The sequence below is a fragment of the Asticcacaulis benevestitus DSM 16100 = ATCC BAA-896 genome (assembly GCF_000376105.1).
Classification (GTDB): domain Bacteria; phylum Pseudomonadota; class Alphaproteobacteria; order Caulobacterales; family Caulobacteraceae; genus Asticcacaulis; species Asticcacaulis benevestitus.
This window is the reverse complement of record NZ_AQWM01000010.1, coordinates 21984-39962: the sequence shown is the minus strand read 5'-3', so window position 1 is coordinate 39962 and position 17979 is coordinate 21984. Positions and strand designations below refer to the sequence as shown.

General features: G+C 59.7%; 16 protein-coding genes. 7 read left to right on the top strand and 9 right to left on the bottom strand.

Translation table 11 applies throughout. The features are described 5' to 3' along the window. Window positions 1-27 precede the first annotated feature (27 nt). From B060_RS0112130 to B060_RS0112120, 3 genes are read right to left on the bottom strand one after another with little or no spacing between them, the layout of a single operon-like run. Complete coding sequence (locus B060_RS0112130) at window positions 28-594, bottom strand: demethoxyubiquinone hydroxylase family protein (RefSeq protein ID WP_018082057.1); 567 nt, start codon at window positions 592-594, stop codon at window positions 28-30. Window positions 595-606: 12 nt separating this feature from the next. Next, window positions 607-1158, bottom strand: a complete 552-nt coding sequence (locus B060_RS0112125) for a disulfide bond formation protein B (protein ID WP_018082056.1) — start codon at window positions 1156-1158, stop codon at window positions 607-609. A 5-nt stretch (window positions 1159-1163) separates the two neighbouring features. Further along, complete coding sequence (locus B060_RS0112120) at window positions 1164-1745, bottom strand: YqaA family protein (RefSeq protein ID WP_026172786.1); 582 nt, start codon at window positions 1743-1745, stop codon at window positions 1164-1166. Between the two features lie 199 nt (window positions 1746-1944). Here B060_RS0112120 and B060_RS0112115 point away from each other — a divergent pair, with 199 nt between their 5' ends. The 4 genes from B060_RS0112115 to pstS all read left to right on the top strand — a co-directional run bounded on the left by B060_RS0112115 (window position 1945) and on the right by pstS (window position 5214). Then, a complete protein-coding gene (locus tag B060_RS0112115; protein WP_018082054.1) occupies window positions 1945-2406 on the top strand; it encodes a MarR family winged helix-turn-helix transcriptional regulator in 462 nt (153 codons plus the stop codon). Between the two features lie 102 nt (window positions 2407-2508). After that, entirely contained in the window at window positions 2509-3228 is a 720-nt protein-coding gene (locus tag B060_RS0112110; protein ID WP_018082053.1) for a hypothetical protein, read from the top strand. Then, window positions 3228-4016, top strand: a complete 789-nt coding sequence (locus B060_RS0112105) for a hypothetical protein (protein ID WP_018082052.1) — start codon at window positions 3228-3230, stop codon at window positions 4014-4016. The genes B060_RS0112110 and B060_RS0112105 overlap by 1 nt, the downstream gene beginning before the upstream one ends. Before the next feature lie 139 nt (window positions 4017-4155). Next, window positions 4156-5214 (top strand): phosphate ABC transporter substrate-binding protein PstS, encoded by a 1059-nt coding sequence (gene pstS, locus B060_RS0112100; RefSeq protein WP_026172785.1) that lies wholly within the window; start codon window positions 4156-4158, stop codon window positions 5212-5214. A gap of 17 nt (window positions 5215-5231) precedes the next feature. On the opposite strand, the gene B060_RS0112095 is transcribed toward pstS, so the two are convergent. From B060_RS0112095 to B060_RS0112080, 4 genes are read right to left on the bottom strand one after another with little or no spacing between them, the layout of a single operon-like run. After that, a complete protein-coding gene (locus B060_RS0112095) occupies window positions 5232-6536 on the bottom strand; it encodes a DUF5690 family protein (protein ID WP_018082050.1) in 1305 nt (434 codons plus the stop codon). Window positions 6537-6545: 9 nt separating this feature from the next. After that, on the bottom strand, window positions 6546-7379 hold the full coding sequence (phnX, locus tag B060_RS0112090; protein ID WP_018082049.1) for a phosphonoacetaldehyde hydrolase: 834 nt from the start codon (window positions 7377-7379) through the stop codon (window positions 6546-6548). A 7-nt stretch (window positions 7380-7386) separates the two neighbouring features. Further along, the gene (locus B060_RS0112085; RefSeq protein WP_018082048.1) at window positions 7387-8478 is read right to left on the bottom strand and encodes a TIGR03364 family FAD-dependent oxidoreductase; all 1092 of its coding nucleotides are present in this window, start codon (window positions 8476-8478) and stop codon (window positions 7387-7389) included. Next, window positions 8478-10643: a phosphocholine-specific phospholipase C gene (locus B060_RS0112080; RefSeq protein WP_018082047.1), complete on the bottom strand. Its 2166-nt coding sequence runs from the start codon at window positions 10641-10643 to the stop codon at window positions 8478-8480. The genes B060_RS0112085 and B060_RS0112080 overlap by 1 nt, the downstream gene beginning before the upstream one ends. Window positions 10644-10808: 165 nt before the next feature. Between B060_RS0112080 and B060_RS0112075 the strand changes: the two genes are divergently transcribed. The 3 genes from B060_RS0112075 to B060_RS0112065 all read left to right on the top strand — a co-directional run bounded on the left by B060_RS0112075 (window position 10809) and on the right by B060_RS0112065 (window position 15605). After that, window positions 10809-11405, top strand: a complete 597-nt coding sequence (locus tag B060_RS0112075; RefSeq protein WP_018082046.1) for an HD domain-containing protein — start codon at window positions 10809-10811, stop codon at window positions 11403-11405. Between the two features lie 59 nt (window positions 11406-11464). Beyond that, the gene (locus B060_RS0112070) at window positions 11465-12232 is read left to right on the top strand and encodes a UTRA domain-containing protein (RefSeq protein WP_236621587.1); all 768 of its coding nucleotides are present in this window, start codon (window positions 11465-11467) and stop codon (window positions 12230-12232) included. Window positions 12233-12731: 499 nt separating this feature from the next. Further along, window positions 12732-15605 (top strand): TonB-dependent receptor, encoded by a 2874-nt coding sequence (locus tag B060_RS0112065; RefSeq protein WP_155847678.1) that lies wholly within the window; start codon window positions 12732-12734, stop codon window positions 15603-15605. A gap of 118 nt (window positions 15606-15723) precedes the next feature. Here B060_RS0112065 and B060_RS0112060 read toward each other — a convergent pair whose 3' ends face one another. Next, on the bottom strand, window positions 15724-17100 hold the full coding sequence (locus tag B060_RS0112060; RefSeq protein ID WP_051081070.1) for an ATP-binding protein: 1377 nt from the start codon (window positions 17098-17100) through the stop codon (window positions 15724-15726). An 11-nt stretch (window positions 17101-17111) separates the two neighbouring features. Then, the gene (locus tag B060_RS0112055) at window positions 17112-17813 is read right to left on the bottom strand and encodes a response regulator (protein ID WP_018082042.1); all 702 of its coding nucleotides are present in this window, start codon (window positions 17811-17813) and stop codon (window positions 17112-17114) included. Window positions 17814-17979: the final 166 nt, after the last annotated feature.

Here is a 17979-nt window from a genome sequence, read left to right as displayed (position 1 = left end):
AGCGATGCACAGTCTATGCGGATTTGTTTATATTTTTTCGCTGATCTTGATAGCGACGCGGCATCCGGTTTTGATAAGGGCCGACAGCAGGGGATAGGCTGTCGCCTCGCGCGCCCCCTGATCGACGGCGCGATCATGGTGGCCGATCTCATCTTCGCGGAACTGCGTCAGACGCGCCGCCAGCGCCGGGTCGGACGGTTCCAGTTCAGCGATCTGCTTGGCATAATGATCAGCGATGACGCTTTCCACCGCCTCTGTACACGCGTGCGCGGCCTTTTCACCGAGCAGGGCGGTGCCGACGCCGAGGCCCAGCGCGGCCAGGCGCCAGACCGGTGACATGGCCGTGGGGCGAACATTCTTTTCGCGCATCAGCCCTTCGAAAGCATCGAGGTGGACCTGTTCCTCGCCCTGCATATGCTCGAACTGTTGGCTCAAGGCTCGCTTCGGCGTATCGGCGAAGACCATGCTCTGGCCCTTGTAGATATGAACGGCCGCAAGTTCGCCAGCATGATCGACGCGCAGGATTTCCTCCAGCCGGCGGCGCGAGGCGCCATGGCCGGGGCGAGGGGGAAGCGTTTTTGCAGCATCGGACATGGAACGCGCCTTTTAGTAAATCTTGCGCTTTGGCCGGAAACGCAGCGAAGCGATCAGGCTGAGCAGGGCCAGAATGGCTGAGACTATGGCGTTATAGCCCGCCATGCTGATGCCGAACATGCGCCATTGCGCCACATCGCACATCGGCGCCTTGGTGGTGGCGCCGGCGAGGAAGGCCGCCATCTGGTCAAGGCTGATCTCGGCACCCGAAGCGGTGCAGCTTTGCGGGCCGGTCCACCATTTCAGTTCGACGCCGGCATGGAAAAGGGCGATGGCCGCGCCGGTGGTGAAAATGGCGAACAGCACGAACGAGAAGACGCGCGGCGGTCCCTTGGCGCCGGTGAAAAGCGCCCAGACGCTGGCCACCAGAGAGACGCCGACGGCGATCCAGTAGACATCGCGCTGTTTCAGACAGAGATGACAGGGACTCAGGTGGGCAAACAACTGGAAGGACCAGGCTGTGGCCAGCATAGCCAGCGACAGGACAAGCGCCGTAATGCTCCACCAGCGGCTGAAGACGAGGGCCAGACGTTTACCGAACTTGTTCGATTTGGGGGCGTTCATGGGGCTCAGTGCGGAATGAATTTGATGGCGAGAATCCCTAGCACGAGCACGGCCACGGCAATAGTCCCGACAAGATAGAAACGCTTTTCCAGCAATTCTGTGATTTCAGGACCGAATTTCTTCACCAGCGCCGCAACCGCAAAGAAGCGGATCGAACGTGTAAGGGTCGAGGCGATAAAAAACCACAGGAGGCTGAACTGCGCCAGACCGGCGGCGATGGTCACCAGCTTGTAAGGAATAGGCGTCAGGCCCTTCATGAAGATCAGGCCAACGCCCCACTTGGCGAACCAGGTATGAAATTCGGCAAGACCATCGGCATGACCGAACAGGGCCAGCAGCCATTGACCGAGCGGTTGGGCATAGTAGCCGATGGCGTAGCCCAGAAAGCCGCCGAGCACCGAGGCGATCGAGCAGATCGCGGCGGTGCGCCAGGCGCGCTCGGGTTTGGCCAGCACCATAGGGATCAGCATGGCATCGGGCGGGATGGGAAAAAAGGACGCTTCGGCAAAAGAGACGACGGCTAGAACTTTTTCGGCGTGTTGTGTGCCGGCCAGTTTCAATAGCCAGTTGTAAAGTCGTTTAAGCACGTAAGCTCCTGAAAATACGAACAGGTCAAACCCTTACCAGTAGTTCGCCGGCTTGTCGCCTGCACGCAGACCTCAGAGGCTAAAAAATCAAATTACAGCGTTCTGCGTTAGCTGAGGTAGAGCCTATCTTAACAATAACTGATTTGTAATTGGCCTTCCGTCAGGGCAAAGAGTAATTTCCCTACGAAGGAACCGTTTAATGTCTCAAGATGCTTTGATTCTGGATGAGTATGTACCCTACCGCCTCGCCGTGGCATCAAGCGCGGTCAGTACGCTGATCTCCACCCTTTATGACAGCCTTTACGGTCTCAAAATACCGGAATGGCGGCTGATCGTGGTTTTGCGCGAGGATGGTCCGTCGACGCAGCAGGCTCTGGTCAAGCGCGCCGGCATGGATAAGGTGACGATTTCTCGCGCCGCGCAAGCCCTGGCCAAGCGCCGCCTGATCACCCGCGCGCCGCATGAGCATGACGGGCGTTCGCACCATCTGATTCTGACCAGTGAGGGGGAGCGTTTGTTTGCCGATGTGGCACCGGCGGCGGTTGAGTATGAAAAGCTGATGCTTGCCGATTTTTCGTCGGAAGAAGTCGCCATCATGAAGCGTCTGCTGCGCCGGATCGAGGACGCAGCGCTTAAGGCGCAGGCTGGCGCCGAGGCGTAAAACCACTGGCTTCGCAAATTAGGCGTTGTGTACTGGCTTCCCCTTTGGCAATCTGTTAACCCTTAGTATCAGAGTTGCAGCGCGTTGAGGGGAGGGTTCGACATGCACGATGATTTTGATGCGCCGACGCAAGCCCCCAGCGACTTTCCGGCCGATCCGATCGTGCAGCATGATCTGCTGTTCTGGGCCTTGGTCACCATTGGTCTGATCGTTCTCGCCTGTGTCCTCACCGTTCTTTTCAAGGAAGCTGAGCGTCGCGTGCGCAACGGTTTGGGCGATGCCATCGATGGCCGGGCCAAGGTGGTGCTGAAGGCGCTGTCCCATGCGGCGCGCGCCCGTCAGGACGAGCAGGTGGCGCAGACGCAAGCGGCCAGTGACGCCATTGCCGAGAATTTCGGCCAGACGCTGAAACTCAGCGCTGACCTGAATAAGGTGGTCGATAAACTCAACAAGGCGCTCGAAGGCACGGTCGAGAAGGATGCGCCTCATGCCGGCCACGGTGGCGGCCCCGTCATGGCGGGCGGCACGGTGATCAATATCGCGGTTAATAACGGCACGGCCACGGCCGGTGATGCCGGGGGGCATAGTGCCCCGCCAGTCCATGCGCCGCCTCATGCCGTTGGTGAACCGGATATGATGAGCCCGGAAGAAAAGAGCGAATCGCTGTGGAAGGCGGTTCAGAAGCTTTTCAGCTACTGGAAAAATCTCAATGTGGTGACAGCAGCCTTCCGTGCGGCGCAGCAGCAGCTTATGTTCTCCGAGCGCTGGATCGATCCGCGTAATGACGATCGCAGCCCCTTCCAGAAGCCGAGGGCCGACTGATGCTGCTGGCTCAGGGAATCGACAGAGGTTTTGAAGAACCATTTGATGCGCCGGATATTGATCCCAGCTATTACGGGCCGCATATCGACCTGTGGGTGCTCGTCCTGATCGGTGTCGTGTTGGGCGTGGTCATGGCGATCTGCGCCGGTGGGCTCTATGCCGGTCGTCAGCGTGGCCTGCGCCGTCTGGCCGCCGATCGGCTGGCTTCGGCGGAGGCCATATACGCCAGTGTGCGCTATTATCTCGATCGCGCGCTGAAATCATCCGGTGGCGTGATTCTGGAGCGTGGCCGCGAGGTCGGCGATCTGATCGAGGCGCGTCTTGGCTATGTGCTGGCCCTGACCAACAAGCCCGGCAAGATCATCCAGTCGCTCGACAAGGCGCTGGAGGGCAAGGCGACAGGGCCAGCCCCAGGACCGGCGCCGGCCAAGGTCAAGGTGGCCTTGCCGACCGATGCCCATTACCTCGAAGTCTGGAAGGCCCTGCAGGCGCTCAACACCTACTGGAGCGACAAGCCGAAGATCATGGCCATGATTATCGCGGCGCAGGACGAACTGGAACGCAAGCCGCGTAAAGAGATCAAGCCGCTGCTGAAAAAGCCGGAATCCGTGTCAAAGACGATCGAGGCCGCCGTGGCCGGTGCGCTCAAAGATGCCGACACGGCAGGAACCGCGCCCGTGATCACCCCTGAACCGGTGCCAGATCCAACGCCAGACCCGACACCACCACCACCTGCACCGAAGCCGCGTGGCAAGCTTCCGGCGCACAAGCGCAACATGCTGGCTTAAAGCGGCTGTCTGCGTCCCTTATGGTGACCTTACATAAGGGTTGCCTGATCCTTGGTTCATCCTTATGGGCTTGTGACAGTAACGTCGCAAACATCGGCGTAAGTCTGTAGATCGATCCCTCAATAATGGAGAATCTCTCGTGTTGAAAAAAGTCCTCGCCCTGGCCTTTATGATGTCGCTGGCCGCGTGCAGCAATCCGGACAAGCCGGCGCAATCGGCAGCCAAGATTTCAGGCGCCGGCGCTACCTTCCCCGCACCGCTTTATACGGCATGGGCAGGACAATATAAGACAACGGGTGGCGCTGAGTTGAACTATCAGGCCATTGGTTCCGGCGGCGGCATCAAGCAGATCGAAGCTAATACGGTTGATTTCGGTGCCACCGACAAGCCCTTGAAGCCGGAAGAACTCGACAAGGCCGGACTTTACCAGTTCCCCACGGTCATGGGGGGCATCGTGCCGATCGTCAACCTGACGGGCGTTGAGCCAGGTAAACTCAAGCTGACCGGCGCGCTGCTGGCCGACATTTTCCTCGGCAAGGTCACCAAGTGGAATGATGCCGCCATCGCTGCCCTGAACCTTGACGTTAAGCTGCCGGCCACGCCGATCACGGTCGTCCACCGCTCCGATGGTTCTGGCACATCCTTCCTGTTCACCACCTACCTGTCGTCGCAATCACCGGAATGGCAGTCAAAGGTCGGCGGCTCCGATACGGTGGAGTGGCCGGTTGGCCTGGGCGGCAAGGGCAATGACGGGGTCGCGGCCTTCGTCAAGCAAACCGAAGGTTCCATCGGCTACGTCGAATACGCCTATGCCAAGAAAACCGGTGGTGCCTATGCGGTTCTGCGCAACAAGGCCGGTCAGTTCCCCGCACCCGGCGGCGCGTCCTTTGCTGCGGCCGCGGCGAGCGCCGACTGGACCAGCGCCAAGGGCAACTATCTCCTGTTGCTTGATCAGCCGGGCGAAGGCACGTGGCCGATCACCGGCGCCACCTTCATCCTGATCCACAAGGAGCAGGCCGATGCCGGCAAGGGCGCAGCGGTGCTGAAATTCTTCGACTGGGCCTATGCCAAGGGCGACGGCAACGCTTCCGAACTGGATTACGTGCCGATGCCGGAGACGGTGAAATCGATGGTGCGTGGGCAATGGTCCGCCATTGTCGCCAAGGGCAAGCCGGTCTATCAGCCCTCGGCGTCTTAACGTCTAAAGTGATCCTGCTAGGCCTTGAGGCGGCGACTGAAATAGACGCTGCTCCAGACCAGCAGGATCAAGCCCAAACCGGCCGTGCCGTAGGCTGCACCCATCAGGAATTGCGTCCACGGAAGGGTCAGGCCGCTGAAATTCTTGAACAGCAGCAAGGCCGTTGAGCCGAGATAGCCGCTGGCGTCGGCGACGTAGATCAGGAAGCCGGCCGTACCGACCATGCCGCTGGCGGCAAAGAAGCGGTCGAACAACAGGCCGTTGAACGGCGTATAGGCGAGATAGAGACCTCCACCCAGCAGTACCATCCACGTTACCGGACCGAGCAAATGGGCCTGATAAGCCAAGGTGGAGGCGCCCGCCAGCACCAGGCCAATACCGATCATGACGAGATTGGCCAGGAAGGCCATACGGTTGTTACGGAAAACGGTGAGCAGCGCCATGGCGCAGAGCACGACGATGCCGATCGGCAGTTCAGATACCGTGAAGATGCTGGCGCTGTCCTTGAAGCCGAGATCGGTCCAGATTTCAGCAGCGAAGTTGTCACGAAAATCGCGCAGGGCTGTCAGACCAACATAGATCACGACGAGGGCGATCAGGCCGGGCGCGAAGGCGGAAAAGGCGGCCTTGCGCGCAGCCTTGTTCATAGGCGCACGCACGATACGGGCGGCTTCGTCTTCGGGTGAGGGGGGCGGCAGTTGCGACAGGCCGAGCACGCAGATCAGCAGAAGCGGGGCGAAGATCAGGCCCGTAACCGCCGGCATCCAGAATTCGCCGGCGATGCCTTGCAGCATGACCCATTTGCCGACCGATTTAACGACGCCCGACGAGACGATGAAGCTGGCGCACAGGATAGAGCCGAGGATTTCCGAGACGCGGCGGCCTTCGAGGAAGCCGAACACCAAGCCCCAGATCAGACCGAGCGACAGGCCGTTGAAGAACAGGGCGGCGATGTTGTAGGGCGCTGGCACGGCAGCGAAGGCCACCAGCATAAGCTCAGCAAAGCCGATCAGCATCAGGATGGCGATGGCGCGATAACGCCCCGGCAGTTCGGAGATGACCTTGACGCCGATGACCTTGGAGAGCGCGTAGCCAAAGACCTGCGAGATGACCAGAGCGATTTTGTAATCGACGACGAACCCCGCCACATCGGCGAAGCTGGCCACGGCGAAAGGCTTGCGATAGGCGTACATGGCGAAATAGGCGCCGAACGCCATCAGTCCGCCATAAAGGGCAAAGACCGCCGGCGGCGCCTTGGCCAGCCATCCCTGAAAACCGGAGAGTTTACCCGACGTGGTCAGGGGGGCGTCGATGCTGCTCATATAAGGCTCCTAAGGCCGGATAGGGTCGGTTTGGACGCCGGGACGTTCACCGGAGGCAATACGCCCTTCGATTTCAGGCAACAGGCGCGCGATATCGGCGACGCTGTTCACAACGTAATCCGCACCGGCCGCCTGCAAGGCATCCGCAGATGCCGCTACACGGCTTATGCGATCATCGTGTGACAGGGCGTTGAAGTCGGCGAAATCGAGTCCGACGCCATTGCCGCAGGCCGCCACGCCTATGGTCCAGACGCCGGCTTCGCGGCCTTCGATAATGCCGACGGTGGCATCATCAACCTTGACGCAGGCGCGCGCCGGCCAGACACCAAGATCTACCATCGCCTTCCACGTCATCAGCGGCGAGGGGCGTCCCTCGGCGGTTTCCCCGGCGCAGACGACCAGATCAGGCGCATAGCCCTGCGCCGCCGCATTGGGCAGGATGCCGCGCATCATCTCGCGGCTGTAGCCCGTGCCTGAACCGATGCGGACGCCTTTCGAGCGCAGCAGGGTCACCAGATCGACCGCGCCGGGGATGATGACGGCGCATTCGGTGGCGGCCTGTTCCATCAAGGGGCCGATAGCCTCGAACAGGTGGTCGATATCGGCGGGGCCCGCCTCTGCGCCTTTCAGTTCACGCCAGGCCGTGCGCATCGGTTCGCGGCCGAGGATGGCGGTGATGTGGGCGCGTTTGGCCATGCCCATGTCGGCGCGGGCCTCGGCGGCGGACAGGTCGATGCCTTCCAGAGCGAAGACCGATTGCAGGGCGCGCACCGGCGCCATGCTACCGAAATCGACCATGGTGCCGGCCCAGTCGAATACGAACGCCTTGATGGGAGAAGTCATGAGTGCCTCAGAAGGTGGAGAAGGTTTTTTCAGCGATGGCGAAGGCGGTAGACGCGCCCGCGCCGCAGGTGACGACGGCCAGCCGGACATCCGGCATGGGTGTGTCGATGAGATAGAGACGGTCGGGCGCTACGGCATAGGTGCCGGTCCAGCGCTCGATGACCGGCGGGGGGGCGCCCAGAACGGCGTGATATTCATCCAGGATAAGCCGGTCGGTGGCCTCGGAGGCGAAGGGCAGAGGGCCGTCGCCATAGACATGGCTGTCGCCGACCACGAGCGAGCCATCGGCGTTCTGCACCACAATCAGGTGGACGCCTTGCGCCAGTTGTTCGGCGTGTTCGGCTTGCAGTCGGGCTTTCAGCGCGGCGGCTTCGGACAGGTCGGCATAGCCGAGATAGCGGATCAGGCTGAGATCGGACATGACCGCACCGGGCAGTCGAAAGCCGGGATCGGCCAGGCGCAGCATCTGTAACTGGCAGCGCGAGATGTGTGCGGCCCTGATGCGATCGGCGAACAGGCCATTAAGGTCATCACCGGGGCAAACAATGATGCGTTCGGCCAGAATCGTGCCGATCGACGTTTCCAGCCTGCCGCTGTCGATGCCGGTAACCGACACGCCATAACGCAACGTGGCGCGTTCGCCGAGCCAGGCGCTGAGCTTCGGAATGGCGGTGCGCGATTCAACGCGGATATCGTGTGCTGAGTGCAGGACGAGCCGCTGGCCATCGGCCAGAAAAGGCGCTTCGGCAGGCGGCATCAGGCGGCAGCCTTCACCCATTTCGGTATCAATAAAGGCGCGCAACACCGCTTCCGATTCGGCATAGCGCGCGCTGACATAGAGACCGCGCTGCTCGACGGCGATGCCGGCATGCGGCGCGACTTCCAGCCAGAGATCGCGCGCCCGCATGGCCAGCGCATGAAACTCGCCGCGCTGCTGCCCGGTGACTGTGACAAAGCCGAAATTGCGGATCGAGGCGCCGAGCGCCTGCGGATGACGCTCGAACAACGCCACCTTCAGGCCGGATTTGATGGCGGCATAGGCGTGAGCCAGTCCGACGATGCCGCCGCCGACAATCGCCACATCATAAGACGCGTTCATCAGATAACCATCGCGCCGATGCCGGGATCGGTACGGCTGGCCTTGCCGGTTTCGATATGACCGGCGTAACGACGCAGCCAGCCGGAGGTGTCGGCCAGGGTCAGGCTGAGATCATACCAGTGATCGGCCGGGCTGAGATTGAAGCGCAGGGTTTGCGTCTCACCCGATGCCAGCACGATGTCGCGGTGTGCGGGCAGAAGATTGCCGCGGGCGTAGCGCGGATCAAAGGCTAAGCTAAGCACGGCCTGCTTGCCGCCAGCGTTTTGCAGGGTGACGACCAGTTCGCCCATGGCGTTGTCTTCGCGCAGGGTAACGGCGACCGGATCGGGTGTAAGCTTGTCATCGTCGCGCAGGCGACCGGTGAAATGGCGATAGAAGCCGTTCGGACCATGTATGGCCAGATCGTAGATTTCGCGGTGTGGGTTGTTCCAGTGACCAGCGCTATGGCTCTGGCCGGCATCGAGCGTATAGCGCCAGGGGCCGTTGACCGCGTAGGGGCCGTAATCGTGGATGGTGAAGACGGCGGCCTTGCTGCCGCTGTTGAGCAGATCGATCAGAAGGTTGCGCTCAACCTGACGCATATTGGCGCTGACGGCATAGGGCAGGGGCCGCGCCGGACGCTGCTGCGCCGGCTGGCCGCCGGCGACCTGTACACCGGGAATCTTCAGAGACGGCTGCTGACTGGCGTGGAGCAGGCGCGCCTTGTAATCGTCCGTCGAGGGCAGGTTGAGCTGGCTTAAGTCCCGGTTGGGTGTTTTGAAATCGAAGGCTGAGGTCAGATCACCGCTGATGGTGCGACGCCAGGCGCTGATATTCGGTTCCATCACGCCAAAGCGCTTTTCCATGAACTTGATGGTCGAGACGTGATCGAAGACTTCCGAGCAGACGAAGCCGCCACGGCTCCAGGGCGAGATGACCATGGCCGGAATGCGGATGCCGAGGCCGAGCGGTTGCAGCCCCTGATTGGGTTTGCCCGCCTCGTGACCATAGTCCTTGAACTCTCCGGCGACATTGACACCGCTATAGCCTTGTGTGTCGTCGGCGGGCGGCATCGGCGGCAGCATGTGATCATATAGCCCGCCGGCCTCATCGTAATTGATGATGAAGGCGGTCTTGGCGAAAACCTCCGGATGATCGGTCAGGGCCTCTATCAGCTTGGCACAGACATTCTCGCCGTCGGCCGGCGTCCAGCTGGGATGCTCGGAAAGTGCGGCGGCGGTGACAATCCACGACACTTGCGGCAGTTTGCCGTTAGCGATATCGGCGCGGAAAGCCTCGACCAGTTGCTGGCCATCCGAGCGGGTGCGGTCGGGCGCCGGTTTGGTTTCCGAAACCCACGAGCGGCCACGCTTATAAAGGTTCGAGGTCTTGTCGCACGGGCGGAAGGGCTTGAAAACCGACAGGATGTTGTCGCCGAAATTGTCGTATTCCTGATAGACCTTCCAGTTGATGCCGGCCTTTTCCAGGCGCTCGGCATAGGTGGTCCATTCATAGGCCTTGATCGGTCGGTCCTCGGCCATGTCGGCCGATGGCGTCTCGTCCTCGCCGTAGTTGGAAAGCACCGGCGCGCCGCCGACCGCGCCCGCGCCATTGCAGCCCGTCCAAAGATGCAGCCGGTTCGGGTAGGTCTGGGTCAGGGTCGAGCAGTGGTAGGCGTCGCAGATGGTGAAGTTGGCCGCCAGCGCATGGTAAAACGGCAGGTCTGACGCCTTGTAGTGCGTCATGCGGTTTTGCAGTTGCTTTGATACGCCCCACTGATCGTAGTGGCCGCCATTGACGATGATGGTGGCGGCGTCATGGCCCTGATCGGCGCCATCGACGACATAGGCATTAGCGGTTTTGGAATCGGCCCAGTAGGGCAGCACGAAACCGTCGGGGTGCTGGTCACTCGGTTGACGCCAGACGCTGTGGCCGTTGCGCAGGCGCAAGGGGCGCGGATCGCCCTGACCACGCACACCCGGGAAGGTGCCGAAATAATGATCGAAGGCCCGGTTTTCCTGCATGAAGATAACGACGTGCTCGACATCCATGAGGGTGCCGCTGACATTATGCGCCGGCGTGGCCATGGCTTTTTGCAGCGAGGCAAGCGAAGCCAGGCTGATGCCCGCACCGGCCATTTGCAGAAGCTGGCGGCGGCTGGCGTCGAATGCAGGTGTCTTGGTCATGATCAGGCCCCTTCAGCAGAATTTGATCTGGTATAGACCAGTGACGGGAGGCGTAGTTTTAAATTTTTGTGACATTTTTAACTGCGGCCATTTGGCGTTTGTTCTTGGACAATCTCTCTGGTATAGACCAGATAAGCTGATGCCTTTCAAACCGAGTAAATCTTAATGTCCCTGCCTGACCTTGCCCTGTCGCCTGAGCCTGCCGCCGCCTCCGATAGTGTTGATTATATCCTCCACCTCTACGCAACGCGCGGCGACGATCACTACGGCGAGGACATCAGTCAGCGCGAACATGCCGAGCAATGCGCCTATCATGCCCATATAGACGGCGCTGATGACGCTTTGATTATTGCGGCCCTGCTGCATGACATCGGCCACCTGCTGCATAAGTTCGGCGAAGATGCCGCCGATCGCGGTATCGACACGCGACATGAGCGCATTGGCTCAGGTTGGCTGGCGCGCATCCTGCCGCCGAGTGTGACCGCGCCGATAGCGCTGCACGTCAGCGCCAAGCGTTATCTGGCGACGACGAACCCGCCCTATATCGAGGGGTTGAGTGAAGCCTCCCTGCAAAGCTTCGTGCTGCAGGGCGGTATCATGGATCCGGAAGAGGTCGACGCCTTTCTGGCTGATCCCAGGCATGACGCGGCTATGCAATTGCGGAAATACGATGAACTGGGCAAGGTGGTCGGCGCCGAAATGCCGGCCTTCGCCAGCTATGCGCCGATGATCCGGTCACTGCTTGATGAGAAGGCTAGGTAAGACGCCGCGAGTCGCGTATGCAGGTGGTGCCTTGAACTGACCGCCGGAACTCGACCTGCATGACCCTGAAGAAATCGCTTGCCCGGCCCGACTGGTGGATGGACCTGCCGGATGGCGCCGATACACGCCATTATCTGGGGGTGCGTGACAGTATAGCCGCCCACATCGAAAACGGTGATCTGGGGCACAACGCCTGCCTGCCGTCCGAGCGCCAGTTGCAAAGCGGCACGGGTGCAGCGCGCGGCACCGTGCGGGCCGCCCTGTTCCAGCTTGAGGCCGAGGGTCTGATCTATCGCAAGGAGCGTAGCGGCTGGTATGTGTCGCCGGCGCCGATCGTCTATGATCCGACGCGCTGGGAAGGCTTCATGTCCTATGTGAAGGCGCAGGGACGCGATCCCAAGACCGAACTTCTCGGCACATGTGAGGTGCAGGCCACGGCGGCTTTGGCGGACATCTTCGGTGTCGATGCTGGCGCGACTCTCTATGAACTGCGTCGCCGCCGTTATGTCGATGACCGCGCTGTGCTGGTTGAGACCATCTATGTCGACCCGCGTCTGGCGCCTGGCCTGCTTGATCATGATCTCGACGGCTCGCTCACCCAGGTGCTCAAGCGGGAATATGTTGTCGATGTCGCACGCAATCGCATCGATATGCAGCCCTGCGCGCTGACGCAGGCGGAAGCTGCCGCTCTTCGCGTCAAGTCCGGCTTGCCGGGGCTTCTGGTAACGCGCATCAGTTACGATGCGCAAGGCCGCGTGGTCGAATATGATCAGGAATACTGGCGCCACGATGCACTTAAGGTCAGCGTCGATATTCGCGTCGGCTAGAGTGCTTTCCGAAAAGTGTGACGCATTTTCGGATAAAAAAGCGCGTCAAAACAAATAAAAATAGAGCGCCGATCTGATCTGATCCAATCAGATCGGAATTCGCTCTAGTGTTTGAAAATAGACAATTTTTCAGAACAAGCAGTCGTTATGGGGCGGCTGCGTGATGGGCTTGCCTCAAAGGGCAGCCTTGCAGAAAAGCATTATAATGTGACATTTTTATAAATAAATTATTGTTATTAAATAATTTTTTCAAATCTATCTAAACTGGTTTACACCAGATTTATTTTAAGACATGAAGTAACGGCTTCTTATTAACAATCATGACCCGGGCATCATCTGTCCATATCGAATTCTGTCCTGTGTCAGAAGGTGCGAACCCTTGCGCCTGTACGACATGCGGGGGCCAGGAGCGGGATGGGGTGACGATCCGGCGCGCCTATCGGGCGTGTGGTCAGAAGAAGCGTCATTATTAGGCTTATGGACCCGTTGGAGAACACCCATGTCATCGCAAACCTCTCAATCAAAGTTTATGGGGGCCAGTGTCGCGGCCCTGATCTGTGCCTTGCCGCTAAGCGCCTTTGCACAGGATTCGGCGCAGGCCACTGAAGAACCGACGACGGTCGTTGTGACCGGTCAGCGCCTGTCGAACGCCAACTCGATCGGCGCGCAGAAGAAAGCCACCGGCGTTGTGAACGTCATCTCGGCCGACGATCTGGGCAAACTGCCGGACGCCAATGTCGCTGACGCCCTGGCGCGCATTCCCGGTGTCAATGTGGTGGTTAATCAGGAAACCGGTGAAGGCGAATATGTCTCGGTGCGCGGCATGGCCGGCACGTTCAACGCCTATTCGATCAATGGTGTTCGCGTCGCACTTACCGACAGCGCCAGCCGTAAGATGTCGATGACGGTCCTGCCGCCCAACGGCCTGAAGTCGATCTCGGTGTCCAAAACCCTGACGCCTGATCTCGATGGCGACGCCATCGGCGGTGCGGTCAATTTCGTCACGCCCACGGCCTTTGATTTCAAGAAGCCGACGGTGCGTGTATTCGGCGCGCTCACCCATAACGACCGCGCTCCCGATAATGGCGAAGGCGCCGATGGTGGGCAGCTTCAGGTCGATCTCGCCCGCAAGTTCGGTGAAGCCAACCGTTTCGGCATCTTCGCCTCCGCCTATTACGGCAAGTCGGCCTATTCCAACGAGGAAACCGAGAACGACGGCGAGTGGGAGCCCTATCGCTGGCGCAAGGACTCCGAGGAGGCCATCGACTCGCGCTCGATGTATCTGCCGGGTATCGACCTCGACTTCCGCCATGGTGAGCAGAAGCGTTACGGTGGCAACTTCTCGCTCGATTATCATGGCGATGCAACTCAGCTTTACCTGCGCGGGCAGTTTGCCAAACTCGACCGTACTGGCACCAACGACTACACGGACTTCCGCAGCCGTCCGACCAAGCGTCTGACGCAGGTCAATATTGACGACACCACGCTCCGCGCGCCGGAGAGCATGATTACCGGCTCCGATCCGGTCAAAGGCAATATCTACGGCTATACGACCAGCCAGATTGTTGACCAGCTTACCGAGAAAACTACTGTCAACGGTAAGGTTGTTATGGTCGGTGATGGGATCATAACGGATCAGGATCGCAACAGCAGCGGTTACTGGTCGCTCAACGGTCGTTCCGGGGTATGGGACCCTAAGGCGATGCAGTTCGCCCGCAGTTTCCAGACACAGGATCAAAAGTCCAGCCTGGCGACGATCAACGCCGGCGGCATAACGCACAAGGATGCCCTGACGCTCGAATATGACGCCAGCTATTCCTATGGTGAAAAGGGCAGCGACGGCGATTACAGCATCGGCTACAATTGCGATGGCAAGAACCTGGGCGCTAAGGCGGCTTGCGGTCCGATCTTTAATTCGACCGGCGTACTGTGGTCGTCCTTCGATCCGCGCTTCCCTCTGCCGCAACTGCCGGCTTTCGCCAGCACGGTCCAGTCCGACCCAAGCCTGCTGCAATATGACGGCGCTTCGCTGGAAAAATACAAGCAGTCAGATGCCCGCACAGCCCTGAAGCTGGATGCGCGCTACGATCTTGGCGGCTTTGTCGATTACGTCAAGGCGGGCGTCAAGTACTCCAAATCCGAGCGCAAATATGACAAGACGAAGCTATGGGATGGGGATATCGCCAACACGGGCAATCTGGCGCAGTCAGGCCTGATCGAACGCAGTCTCGACAGCTTCCTGGGCGGGCGCTACTATTACGGCGCTGTCCTGAACCGTGACAAGGTGACGTCCGCCATCGACGGGGCGATGAAAACGACGCCGGTCACCTATTCGGAAGCCGATCAGAACGGCGACGACAAGCATGGTTCGGAAACCATCTATGCGGCCTATGCCCTGGCCAATATGAAATCCGAAAACTGGGAAGTGGTGGCCGGCGCACGCATCGAGAACACCCAGGTCGACAACACAAGCTGGATCAACGAAGACACCAAAAATGGCGGCGTTTCACACTTCGCCAACACCAAGGCCGATTATTCCAACTTTCTGCCAAGTGTCACCGCCGTTTATCGTCAAAGCGACAATGTGGTGTATCGCGGCGCTATCTGGACCAGCTTCTCGCGTCCGGAATATGGCAACATCACCCGTGGCGAATCGATCACGCGCGACAAGATTACCAAGGAAATCGTTGCCATCGCGCGTGGCAATCCGGATCTGAAGCCGGCTGAGGCGCTCAACTTCGACCTGTCGGCGGAATATTATCCCGATAGTTCCAGCGTGGTGTCGGTCGGCCTGTTCCACAAGGCGATCAAGAACTTCATCTTCACCAACGGCTCAGCGGTCAATGCCGACACCAAGGCAGGCACGATTGAGATCACCGAAACCAAGAACGGTGAGGACGCCAAGATTTCCGGTGTCGAACTGAACCTGATCAAGTCGTTTGAAGGCCTGGCCGCTCCGTTTGACGGCTTCGGCGTCGAGGCCAACATCACGGTGCAGACCTCGGAAGCCGAGACCGGCCTTGACTACCGCAAGGGCGATCCGATCACCTTTATTCAGGCGCCGAACCTGATCTACAACACTTCGCTGACCTATCAGAAATACGGTTTCGAGGGCAAGCTGAGCTATCAGTATCAGGGCAAGTATATCGAAGACCTGCGTGACAATGCGGTCGACAAATGGGTGCAGCCGAACAAGTCGCTCGACCTGCATACCCGCTACAACATCCGTTCGGGCCTGAGCGTCGATTTCGACGTGCAGAACATCCTCGATGGTCACCGCTATTACACCACCAAGGGCAAGAGCCCATCGTATCAGAAAGACTATATGGAGCCGGGCCGCAACTTCATCCTGCGCTTCGCCTACAGCTACTAGGATACAGGAAGCCAAGACTGGGGCGTCTCCATTCGGGGGCGCCCTTTTTGGTGTCCGCACCCATAATGAATGTCTTTTATGCTGACGCGCAGTATTCTTCAGATACGGTCAGGGCACTTTAAACCTGCGCGATCGGCAAGCTCATAGAGGCGCGCAGTCCCCCTTGCGGGCTGGTATCGAGCACGAGTTCGCCGCCATGGCCCCGAATGATATCGCGCGCGATGGCGAGCCCCAAGCCCACACCCTTGATGTTCTGGTTGCGTGATTCATCAAGCCGCGAAAACGGTTTGAACGCCTCCTCGCGGCGCTCCGGCGCGATGCCTGGCCCATCGTCATCGATGAACAGGCGCAAGACGGCGCTGGCTCTATCGACCTCGGCATGGAAGCGGACATACTTGCCGTAATGGAAGCCATTCATGATCAGGTTGATAATGGCGCGCTGGACGGCCAGTTCGCGAATATTGACACGCAGATCTTCCGGCAGGCGTTCGGTTTGCAGCTTGTGGCCGGCGCGCGCCACATTATCGGTGATGGTGTCCATCAGCACCCGCACCGATACGCTGTCGGTATTTTCGGACATTTCCCCGCGCGCGAAGGCCAGGTATTCGTCGATCATATAGGCCATTTCCGACACGTCCTGCTTCATGCGTTTGTTGGCCTCATCCTGCTCTGACATGGCCAGTTCGAGCTTGAGGCGCGTGAGGGGCGTGCGCAGGTCATGGCTGACCGAGGCGAGCAGGGTGGTGCGCTGTTCGATCTGGCGCTGGATGCGCGCTTTCATCTTCAGGAAGGCTTCGGCGGCGGCCCGCACCTCGGTGGCGCCATAGGGCTTGAAGCCGGGGTCTTCCTCATTGCGCCCAAATTTCTCCGCCGCCTGTGACAGCCGCTCGATGGCGCGCACCTGATTGCGGATGAACAGCATGGCCACGGCGGTGAGGATACAGGTGGCGCCGAGCATCCAGAAGATGAAGATATAGCCGGTGGTGGCGAAGGCGCGGTCCTTCGGTGCGATAAAGCGCAGAACACCCTGCACTGTCTGGACGCGGATATCGACAAAGCCGGGATAGCGCGTGGTATCGAACCAGTAGGTTTCCTGGAGTTGGTCACCCAGCGCCTTGTCGATGGTGCGGTTAAGTGCCACGAAAATCGACGGGCGCAGGGTGGTCGGCAGTTTTTCGCCCTTTTTCAGGGTGATCGAAAGCTGCATGGATTGTTCGGCCTGGAGCCTGATCTTGTTCAGATTGTCGTCGTCGGGATCTTCCTTATAGGCCTGCACCGCCCAGGCGATATCGCCGGCCAGGCCTTCGGAAAGCTTGGCGGTGACGGTCTGCCAATGCAGATCGAAGAACACCCAGGTGATCGCCAGTTGCATCACCGCGATCGGCAGGACGATGATCAGCAGCACACGCGCCATAAGGGTACGCGGGAACTTGCGTTTCAGCACGGCCGGCCAGAACTTGATTTTCGGCAGTTTACGCCGTGTGCCCTGAGCCATCTTTGGCGCCATTAGTCAGGCGCCAGCATATAGCCCTTGCCACGCACGGTTTGCAGATAGCGCGGGTTCTTCGGGTCCTGCTCGATCTTGCGGCGCAGGCGGGTAACCTGGACATCGACGGCGCGGCCGGTGGTATCGACGCTGTCCTTGGCCAGATCCATGCGATCGACCGGCACATTGGCGCGTTCTGCGAGATATTTAAGCAGTTGCGATTCTGCCTCCGTCAGGCGCACCAGCGTGCCGCTCTTGCTCAGTTCTGAGCGTTCAAGATCGAAGCTGAACGGCCCCATGGCGATGGCCTTGGGCAGGGCGGGCTTGACACCGGTGCGGCGCAGGATCGCCTCGATGCGCAGCAAGAGTTCCTGCGGCTCGAAGGGTTTGGACAGGTAGTCGTCGGCGCCGATCGAAAGCCCCATGATGCGGTCATCGGGCAGGCCGCGCGCCGTCAGGATCAGGATCGGCACATTGGAATTGGCGCGCACCCATTTAGACAGCGAGAAACCATCCTCGCCCGGCATCATGACATCGACGATCAACAGATCGAAATCGAGCAGTTGCAGCATCCGTTTGGCGGCGTCGGCATGGGCCGCAGCAGTGACGCGGAAACCCTGCCGTGACAGGAACTCTTTCAGCAGGGTGCGGATGCGGTCATCGTCGTCAACCACAAGCAGGTGGCGGGTGGTTGCATCGTTCTGCCCTGTGGCCAGGCTCATTTCAGTGTTCTTTCTGTGGGTCTTTACGACGACTCTAAACAGATATGTAAAGCTTGACTGATCACTATTCCTTTAATTTTGTAAAGTCCTGATCCGTCACTTGATGGCGCCTGTCCGGTGGATGAAACAATTTCAGTTTACAATGCCGGGTTTCTATTGAACATAA